The following is a 9454-nucleotide window of genomic DNA, read 5'->3' as shown; positions in this document are numbered from 1 at the left end:
GCGTCGCGACCCGGTACGACAGATTGGCGGTCAATTTCCTCGCCGCCGTCCACATCGCTGCCATCGTCTCCTACTGGTTATGAGTCCGGACCCTAGGTCTGCGAACCTAACGGACGCGCCAGGCAGGGAGACCCGGGCCAAACTCGGCGGCACCGACGCGCTGTTTCTCCTGGGGGGCTGTGCATAATCATGCCACGCTGGCGGCGACGCCCGTGGACGCGTAATTTCCACGACAAACCCCAAGCAAAATGCCGGGGTGGTTCAGGCGGGGGGTGGCCATGACTGTGTGCGGCCTTATGCGCATCGTGCTGGTTGGGTGCAGCTTGATCGCGATAGGCGGCGCTGGCGCCGCTCAGCCCGTGGAACGCCCGCTGCGCATGATTGCGGCGAACGCGGTGAAGGACGGGCTGCAACAGCTCACGACGCAGTACGAACGGCAATTTGGCCACCGCGTGGAGATCGTATGGAGTGGTACGGAAGCCACCGCCCGCCGCATCGCGGCTGAAGAGCGGTTCGACGCGGTGTTGATTGGCGGCGAAGCCATCGACCGGCTCGTAGCGGCTGGCCATCTTGCTCCGGACGTCAAAGTTGCCGTCGCCCGTACTGGGGTCGCAGTGGCCGTCCGGAACGGATACCCGCCGCCGGTCATCGATAGCGCTGACGCGCTGAGAGCGGCACTCCTGGCGGCGCCCCGGGTGGCATATTCGGCGGGTCCTAGCGGGGTCTATATCGAGTCGCTGATTGTAAGGCTCGGGCTTGGTGAACAGGTCGCGGCCAAGCTGACGCGTCCATCATCAGGCGCCGAAGTAGCGCAGTTGGTAGCTCGCCGCGCGGTAGACCTCGCTTTTGCGCAGGTGAGCGAGCTAGTAGGCGTAGCGGAGATCCAGAGCCTCGGTCCACTACCGCCAAGCCTCCAGAATTATACAATCTATGTCGCTGCATCTGGGCGAAGCGATGTCCACCCGCAAACGACCGCGTGGCTGCGCTTTCTAACGTCACCCCAGGCGCGGGAGGCTATCGAAGCGATGGGGATGGAACAGCCCTGATTGGCGGTGGAGCTCGGGGGCACTGGCATTCCGGCCATTCGACGAATGGCCTGCCCGGTGGTTGAACCACGTAGTTGCGGCGTTAACCACTGTTAACCATTCGAGGGCTAGGTTGCCGGCCACGGAGTTTGCCGGTGGCACAGCTAAAGTCCCACATTTTTTCGTGGCCCTATGGGCTACTCGTTGCGCTGTGCGTCACGATTGTGGGCCTCGGCTGGTACCGCGAGATCGACATCCGCAACAGCGATGTTCATGCGGCGGAGGTCGAGGCGACCAATCTGGCCCGCTCGCTGGTTAGTCAGGCGGAAGACAGCGTCGAGCTGGTCGACAACGCTTTGATCGGGATCGTCCATTGGCTTGAGAACTTTGGGGATCGCCCGCGAGCGGTCGAGCATCTGAAGACGCTGCTCAACCTTCGTAAGGCGACCCTGCCGCGCCTGCGCGGGCTTTTCGTGTATGCGGCCGACGGAGAATGGGTCGCGACGTCTGAGACCGACAACGTCACCGGTCATAACAATTCCGACCGGGATTATTTCCAGCATCACCAAGCGACAGCCAACCGGCTGCCGTTTATCGGCAGCCCCGTACGTAGCAGGTCCGGGGGCCAGTGGATCATTACGATTTCTCGCCGGCTCAATGGACCGCATGGCGAGTTTGCTGGGGTCGTCCTCGCTTCGATCGACGTGTCCTATTTCGTGGAAACCTACAGCCAGTTCAAACTTGGCAACGAAGGCTCACTGGCGTTGCTGCGTTCCGACGGGACTTTGCTGGCGCGCTCTCCCGTCGACGAGCAGGCAATTGGGCGGAATTTCACGGCCTCGCCCTTCTATCGCCACGTGACGTCTGACATGTCAGGGGTCATCCATTTTCAGAGCGTGCTCGACGGGGTCACGCGGATTAGCGCCTACCAGCGCAGCCAGAAATTGCCGCTGCTCATGCTGGTCGCCCGCGGCCATGACGAAGTACTTGCCCCGTGGCGGCTCGAGGCCACCTGGCGCATGAGCATGGTGGTGGGGCTGACCTTAATCATTGGCCTCCTGGGTGCGCTGATGTTGCGTGAGCTGGCCGCGCGCCAACGCCTGCTGGCCACCGTTTCTTCCCGCGAGGCGGAGTTTCGGTTGCTGGCTGAAGCGTCGAATGACATGGTCACTCGAATCGCCTTCGATGGCACCTTGACATATGTCTCTCCGGCCTCGTTGCGGGTCCTGGGATGGCCGCCGGAGAGCTTGCTGGGAGGCCACGCCCTGGCAGGGGTCGATGTCGAGGATCGCGCGGCGGTGGAGGCTGTGGTTGCCGAACTCAAGCGAGGCGACCGCACGGAAGCCCTGCTTGCCTACCGTACCCGCCACCGCTGCACGGGCACGGTCTGGCTCGAATCCTCATTGTCAGTGACCCACGACCCGAACACTGGGCGCGTGGACGGCGTGGTGGCGATTTCGCGCGACGTCACCGAGCAGAAGCAGCTCGAAGGCCATCTCTCGCGATTGGCCACCCTCGACGGGCTTACAGGTCTAGCAAACCGCAGGTTTCTGGATGATCGGGCGGAGCGTGAGCTCTTACTGGCACGACAGAGCCGACGCGATCTGAGCCTGCTGTTGCTCGACGCGGACCATTTCAAGGCATTTAACGATACATACGGCCATCTGGCGGGCGATCACTGCCTCCAGCAAATTGCCGCTGTCATTCAAAGCCATGCCACCCGGCCGGGAGACCTGGCAGCGCGCTACGGCGGCGAAGAGTTTGCACTCTTGCTCGCAGATACCAGCCGCGATGGCGCTTTGGTCGTGGCAGAGCGTATCCGGGCGGCCGTGGCGGATCTTCAAATACCGCACGCTGGTAACTCGTCCACAGCCGTCGTCACGGTCAGCATCGGCATCGCGACTGCCAATTCCATAGCGGGCTGGCCGACCCTTAAATCCCTCATTGGTCAGGCCGACGAAGCGCTGTATCGCGCCAAAACTGGGGGTCGAAATCGCGTCTATGCCGCGCTTCTCGACGAATGCGCCCCCGCGCTCCAGCTGACTTGAGACACAGTCTCTATGTGCGCAGTACGCTCCTTGGGTATCCGTTTGACGGATCCCCGACAACCATTCGCCGCACCGTATGAGCCCGTTCTTGGCGATCCTGCAAATTGTGCCGGTGAGTTTGCCCTGATCCGTAAGTGATACCTCATATCGGCCTTGCCGGGGCAACCAGGCTACGGCCGGAGTTCGGCTCATCTGGGCAGGCGACCCACGTCAATTCGCTGCAACTCCGACCGCGGACGAATTGCTCAAAGGTCCTAGTGACTTGAGTACCCCGTCTGACCTCGGTCTCGCCAGACTCTGTAACGCCAACAGCGCCGCTCTGGCATTTGGGGGACGCGGTGGCTTTCATAGTTCCGCAGCTGCCGATCCACCCCATTTTCGAAACAGGGTTCATTCTCCCCACAGGTTGGGATGGATGAACACCCGGTAGAAGCGAGCCGTTCTCTTGGCCGGGTCGCGCCGTGTCAGATAGACCCCGCTTATGCCCGTAGCCTTATGAGGCGGGAAGACCGTCTTGGCGATCAAGCGCTGAGGCATAAAGCCTGTTGTGTTTCGCAATGAATGCCGGTCTCACTTAGCGAGACGGCTGAGCCCAGTCACCGATGGAGCATGACGCCCGCTGCAGCCCACTAGCAGGCCAACGGCATCCAATGTGCTCGACCGAGCCAGCCGTCCCCTTGATGGGACCAAGGGGGCCCGCACCGATGAAATACGTTCAATCGCGAGCAGCCCTCAATAATCCAGAATCCGAAGCATCTTTAGGCAATTATTAACGTCGTTGCGGCGTTGAATATATGCCTCTTGTGTGGGCTGAGGGCCGCCTAAGGTCACTGATAATGGGACCGGAGAAATGCCATGTGGCACAATTTTGGTAAGAGTGCTCGTGATCGCGATGCCAAATTCGCCGCCTTGGATCGCGTCCAGGCCATCATCGAATTTGACCTCCAGGGAACCATCCTGAACGCGAATGCCAATTTCCTTAAGGTACTTGGCTACACGCTCGAGGAAATTCGCGGCAAACATCATTCAATATTCGTTGAGACAGCCGTCAAGGACAGCCCCGAGTACCAGGCCTTCTGGGATAAGCTGCGCGCAGGACAGTTTGAGGCGGGACAATTCAAGCGCATCGCGAAAGGTGGCCGCGAGGTATGGATCGAGGCGTCCTACAACCCCCTCATAGATGGACATGGCAAGCCATACCGTGTGGTCAAGTTCGCGACCGATATCACGCGACGAAGCTGTGAGGACGCCGAACGTGCAGGAGAACTAGCTGCAATCCGCCGGTCACAGGCTGTGATCTCATTCACCGTTGATGGCCGGATCCTGGATGCGAACGACAATTTCCTGCGTGCTGTTGGCTACAGCCTCCCGGAAATTCAGGGTAAGCACCACTGGATCTTCATCGATGCTGCAACGAAGGCAGGCAGGGATTACGCCCGCTTTTGGGATAGCTTGCGCCAGGGTGAATACCAAACCGGACAGTATCGGCGGCTCGGTCGTGACCAGAAGGAGGTTTGGCTCCAGGCATCCTACAACCCCATTCTCGATCCATCGGGACGGGTGGTGAAGGTCGTCAAGTTTGCCACCGACATCACAGAGCAAATGCAGATGCTCCGTCGGCTTCGCACGATGATCGATACGAATTTCCGGGAGATTGATCAGGCGATAGCTCGAACTCATGAGCAGTCGGCTCAAGCCATCGAAGGTGCCGGCCTGACGCGTGACAATGTTCAGGGTATGGCTGCGGCCACGGAAGAGCTGGCCGCGTCCATCTCGGAAATCTCGCAAATGATGGCGAAGTCGCGATCAGCGACCGAGAGCGCATTCTCTCAAACCGACGCGGCAGGCACACACGCCAGCCGTCTCTCGGAAGCCACCGTGGCTATGGGTGGCATCGTTGGCTTGATCAATAATATTGCTGGCCAAATCAACCTGCTGGCGCTCAATGCGACGATTGAATCCGCGCGCGCGGGGGAAGCTGGCAAGGGCTTTGCCGTTGTTGCCCAAGAGGTGAAAAACCTCGCAAATCAGGCAGCAAAGGCCACCGAACAGATCGGGTCTGAGATTAATGGCGTGCAGGCCATTGCGGACGATGTTCTGCAATCTCTCCAGGCCATCCGCTCTTCCATCGAGGTACTGCGGGATAGCGTTGTGGCAACAGCCGCGTCCATCGAGGAGCAAAGTACCGTCACGCACGACATGTCGTCCACGATGCAAGCTGCTGCCCGCTCGAGCGCTGCAATCACCGAAAACATGACCGGAATCTCGTCGGCCGTCACGCAGGTCTCAACGGCGGTTGCGGCGACGCGCGAAGCAGCTGTCGTCCTGGCGCGCTAGGGTCGCAAGACGCTCCCTGATAGTCATCTCTTGGCGATGCATGCATTCGCCAATCGGATCTGAAGCAGCCAAAAGTGGCATTAACGGCTATTTCACAGGTAATCGCGACAGATTGATGCCTGCCGCACGATGGAACAAGACCCATGGCAAGGCTCTCGTCACAGGTCTGCACGCATTTCGGAGCTGACCCGGTGTCTATGGCTCCAAGTGAGCAAGACTGGAGCAAATTGGTCGCTCTGGCGCCGACAGGCATGGCGGTCGTGGATGACGCTGGGCGTCTGTTGGCGATCAATGACATTGCGCTATGGCTTCTGGGCCATGATGACTTAGATCGACCAGCCCACCTCGATCTTGGCGCTGCCTGGCGCACCCGTGACGCCCCGTTCCAATCGTTCTGGGGCAGGTTTGGGGCTCGGACGCACGATACGCTGGGTGCCAAGGCTGTAGTCAGTTTGGATGGGCCAGACGGGGCCTGTCGCTGGCTTTCTGTCGCTGTCCTCCCGATCGCGGGTGCGTCCAATGACCGTTTCGTGGTCAGTATCGACGATGTGACGGAGATCGGTGCCACAGCAGATAAGAACGAAGCTGCCCGACGCGATGCGGAGCAGGCGCTCGAGCAGGCGAATGCCTTTCAGAGCGCGCTCAACAGCGCTGCTCTTATTGCGATGATCGATCGGCGCGGTCGGTTCGTCGAGGCGAATAGTCCGTTCTGCCGACTTTCAGGCTTTGAGCGCGAGGAACTGATTGGACGGCACTATCTGTCCCTCCAGGCGAGTGACATGCCTCAAACGTTGGCGCGGCACGTTCTCAGAACCTTACGGCGTCAGTCGGTCTGGCGCGGGGAGCTGTGCGAAGTATCAAAAGGTGGCCAGCGCTACTGGGCTGACACTTCGGTTTCCCCCCTGCACGGCCCGTCGGGACGCATTGATCGCTTTCTGATCGTCCGGACAGACATTACTGCGGGTCGCCGGGCCGAAATGCTGCTCGCTGAGGCCATCGATGCCGTCCCTGATGGCTTCGTCATTTTTGACGAAGAGGACAAACTCGCCGTCTGCAATGCAGCCTACCGTAACGGGTATCCGGAAACGGCTCCCATTGTTGCTCCCGGCGTGAGCTTTGAGGAAATCATCCGGTTCGGGCTGGAACGTGGTCAGTACCCCACGGCCGGAACGTCTGCCTCATCTCAGGCCGATTGGCTCAACGATCGCCTCAGAAGCCATCAGGCGGACGCCAATGAGCTTCTTCAGCAGCTCCCAAACGGTCGATGGATGCAGGTTCGTGAGCGACGGACCAAGTCCGGCCATTCGGTTGGCTTTCGGACCGACGTCACTGATATTGTTCAACAGAGAGAGCTGCTGAAGACCATTATCGATAGCTTCCCGGGTGGAATTTCCTACATCGACGCCAACATGCGGCTGCGACATCATAATGCGCAGTTTCGAGAGATCCTTGAGCTTCCCGAGGATCTGATCGACCCTTCTGTCACAACACTGCAAGACATAATCTCCTACAACGCCTACCGAGGTGAATACGGTCCGGGCGATCCAGAGCAGCAGGTAGCGGAACGGCTCGAGCTCGCAACGCGGAATGTGCCGCATCAATTCGAGCGGGTGCGGCCCGATGGGCGTGTCATTGCGGTTCAGGGCGTTCCAGTCAGTGGCGGCGGGTTCGTTACCAGTTATATAGACGTAACTGAGCGGAAGTCGCTTTACGACAAGGCTCTCCGGGCGAGTCAGGAGGCGTCGGAGAAGGCACAGCAATTGTCGTTGACGCTTGAGCATATGGCTCAAGGCTTGGTCATGTTTGGCGCTGACGAACGGCTGTCGATCTTCAATCAGAGGTATGTTCAGCTGTTTGAGCTCGATCCTGGGCAGGTCGTCAAAGGCATGTCAGCGTTCGAACTCCTGCAACTCAGAGGCGATGCTGGCACGTTTTCAGGCGAGCCAGTGGAGCGGCTCATCGCCTTGAAGCGCGATCTTGCTGACGGTGAAGAGTTCCGCACGACGCTCAAGACGCGCTCGGGCCGATTGATCCAGTCTGTCACGTCACCCATCCCGGGCGGTGGGTGGGTAACGACCCACGAGGACGTCACGGATCGAGCTGCAGCTCTCGAGCGCATCCATCACGCGGCTCATCACGATGCTCTAACCGGGCTCAACAATCGAGCTGCGCTCAAGTCCTATGTGGGCGAAGCGCTTCTCAGCGGCCAGAGCTTTAGTATTCTCATGATCGACCTCGACAGGTTCAAGGCGGTCAATGACACCTACGGCCACGCTGTCGGTGACGAGATCCTGCGTCAGGTCGCCGAGCGGATGCGTCGCTGCGTCCTTGATGAGGATATCGTGGCTCGGCTCGGCGGCGACGAGTTTGCGATTATCCATCGCAGTTTGCCGCAAGTCCCGATGGCGACGATCGCCATCGGTCATCGACTGCTCGAAGCAGTATCTGAACCCTGCATGGTCGAGGATCGCCAGCTCCTCGTTGGGGCCAGCATCGGGATCGCCATGGCGCCAACCCACGGAGCCAGCGCAGATGAATTGATGAGAAACGCAGATGCAGCGCTCTACAAGGCTAAGGCGGACGGCCGAAACGGAGTGCGCGTCTATGACAGCGAACTCGATGCGATCGTGCGGTCAAGGCGGGCACTCGAGGCTGATATCCGCCTCGCCCATTTGCGGCGGGAATTCCGGCTCCATTACCAACCCGTGGTCGATTTGCGCAGCGGAGAGGTGACTGGAGTCGAGGCTCTACTTCGGTGGCAGCACCCGGAACGAGGGCTCATTTCACCTGCGGCCTTTGTTCCGTTGCTGGAAGAGACCGGTCTCATCAACCCGGTCGGCGATTGGGTCATTGAACAGGCCTGTCGCGATGCGCAGGAGATGCCTCCGCACGTCCGCGTCGCGGTCAATGTATCGCCCGTCCAACTGCGAAACCGAAGCATGTGCGCCATTGTCGAACCGCTGCTCTTGGCCACGGGGCTTGACCCAGCCCGGCTCGAACTGGAAGTGACCGAGAGCATTCTCATCGACCGTGATGAGGTCTTGCTCGATGATCTCCAACGGCTGCGCAAGCTGGGCGTTCATATCGTGCTCGACGACTTCGGGACGGGTTACTCGTCGCTCAGCTACATTCGGACGTTTCCGTTCGACAAGCTGAAGATCGACAAGGTCTTCATCGATGACCTTAGCCGCAGCGCTGATGCGCACGCTGTCGTTTGCGCGGTCATCGGACTCACTAAAAGCCTTGGAATTTCGTCGACTGCTGAGGGTATCGAGCAATCGGATCAAGCCCAGCTCCTTGCGAGCGCAGGCTGCTCCTTCGGTCAAGGTTACTTGTTTGGCCGTCCCGTCCCCGCGGATCAACTCGTTTTCGAAAGACGACGGATTGGGGAGGTACTCGAAACGCCACGTCGCAAGGCCGGATAGCTGGTTTCGTTTGACCTCAAGCGTGCGAACCTGAGAAAGAACAATGCTTTACAGATGCATCTATGCCAGCAAGCTGTCTGACGCCGTTGATAGCCACGCGACATTTGACGCGCTGACGCAAATCGAAGATCAATCGGCCCGCAACAACGCGCGGCTAAAACTGACCGGGATCCTGCTGTCCGTGGACAGGCATTTCCTGCAGGTATTGGAGGGCAGCAATCGTTCGATTAGCGGCTTGCTCGGGAAGCTGTTCGCAGACCAGCGGCACTGCGACATCCTGTTGGTCGAGCTGGTTCCGGTTGATCGGCGGCTATTTCCCGAGTGGACCATGAAGTGGGCTCCGCTGAAGCGCAGGCCCGATTTTGTCGCGTCCGGCTGGACACCAGAGAATCTCAAGGCTCCCGCGATCCTCAGCCTCGCCAAATCCATCCGCGCTGGCATCAACCCATCCTTTCGGATGCGCGCTGCCAATGATGCGACAGATGAGATTTACCGTATGCATCCGGCGAAGGCCGCCTTGCGCGGAGTGACGCAAATCGTTGAGCACTGTGAGTATGGACAGCCATACTGACAGTGTCTTGAGCCGCCTCGACATGGTGGAGACTGGGCGCCGTCGCCG

At 59.8% G+C, this 9454-nt stretch carries 5 protein-coding genes and 1 pseudogene; all 6 read left to right on the top strand.

From position 1 onward, the window contains the following. Window positions 1-83 (top strand): annotated as a pseudogene (locus C8P69_RS22915) (IS5/IS1182 family transposase); the annotation flags it as partial. A gap of 213 nt (window positions 84-296) precedes the next feature. Continuing rightward, window positions 297-1046, top strand: coding sequence for a molybdate ABC transporter substrate-binding protein (locus tag C8P69_RS22910; RefSeq protein ID WP_170118373.1), 750 nt, complete (start codon window positions 297-299; stop codon window positions 1044-1046). A gap of 134 nt (window positions 1047-1180) precedes the next feature. Further along, window positions 1181-3073 carry a diguanylate cyclase gene (locus C8P69_RS22905; RefSeq protein ID WP_146167442.1) on the top strand — a complete coding sequence of 631 codons (1893 nt, stop codon included), beginning with the start codon at window positions 1181-1183 and terminating at the stop codon, window positions 3071-3073. Between the two features lie 855 nt (window positions 3074-3928). Further along, window positions 3929-5410 carry a methyl-accepting chemotaxis protein gene (locus C8P69_RS22900; RefSeq protein ID WP_108179751.1) on the top strand — a complete coding sequence of 494 codons (1482 nt, stop codon included), beginning with the start codon at window positions 3929-3931 and terminating at the stop codon, window positions 5408-5410. Window positions 5411-5661: 251 nt separating this feature from the next. Next, window positions 5662-8835 (top strand): sensor domain-containing protein, encoded by a 3174-nt coding sequence (locus C8P69_RS22895; protein ID WP_170118372.1) that lies wholly within the window; start codon window positions 5662-5664, stop codon window positions 8833-8835. Between the two features lie 43 nt (window positions 8836-8878). Continuing rightward, window positions 8879-9406 carry a BLUF domain-containing protein gene (locus C8P69_RS22890; protein ID WP_108179749.1) on the top strand — a complete coding sequence of 176 codons (528 nt, stop codon included), beginning with the start codon at window positions 8879-8881 and terminating at the stop codon, window positions 9404-9406. Window positions 9407-9454 lie beyond the last annotated feature (48 nt).

This window comes from Phreatobacter oligotrophus (assembly GCF_003046185.1).
GTDB classification, from domain to species: domain Bacteria; phylum Pseudomonadota; class Alphaproteobacteria; order Rhizobiales; family Phreatobacteraceae; genus Phreatobacter; species Phreatobacter oligotrophus.
The sequence above is the reverse complement of the archived record's forward strand: the minus strand, read 5'-3'. Positions and strand labels throughout refer to the sequence as shown.

Bases quoted from the DNA above. Each gene is read 5' to 3' on its own strand.
- C8P69_RS22910 (WP_170118373.1), top strand. From the start codon at position 297: ATGCGCATCGTGCTGGTTGGGTGCAGCTTGATCGCGATAGGCGGCGCT.
- C8P69_RS22900 (WP_108179751.1), top strand. From the start codon at position 3,929: ATGTGGCACAATTTTGGTAAGAGTGCTCGTGATCGCGATGCCAAATTC.
- C8P69_RS22895 (WP_170118372.1), top strand. From the start codon at position 5,662: ATGGCGGTCGTGGATGACGCTGGGCGTCTGTTGGCGATCAATGACATT.
- C8P69_RS22890 (WP_108179749.1), top strand. From the start codon at position 8,879: ATGCTTTACAGATGCATCTATGCCAGCAAGCTGTCTGACGCCGTTGAT.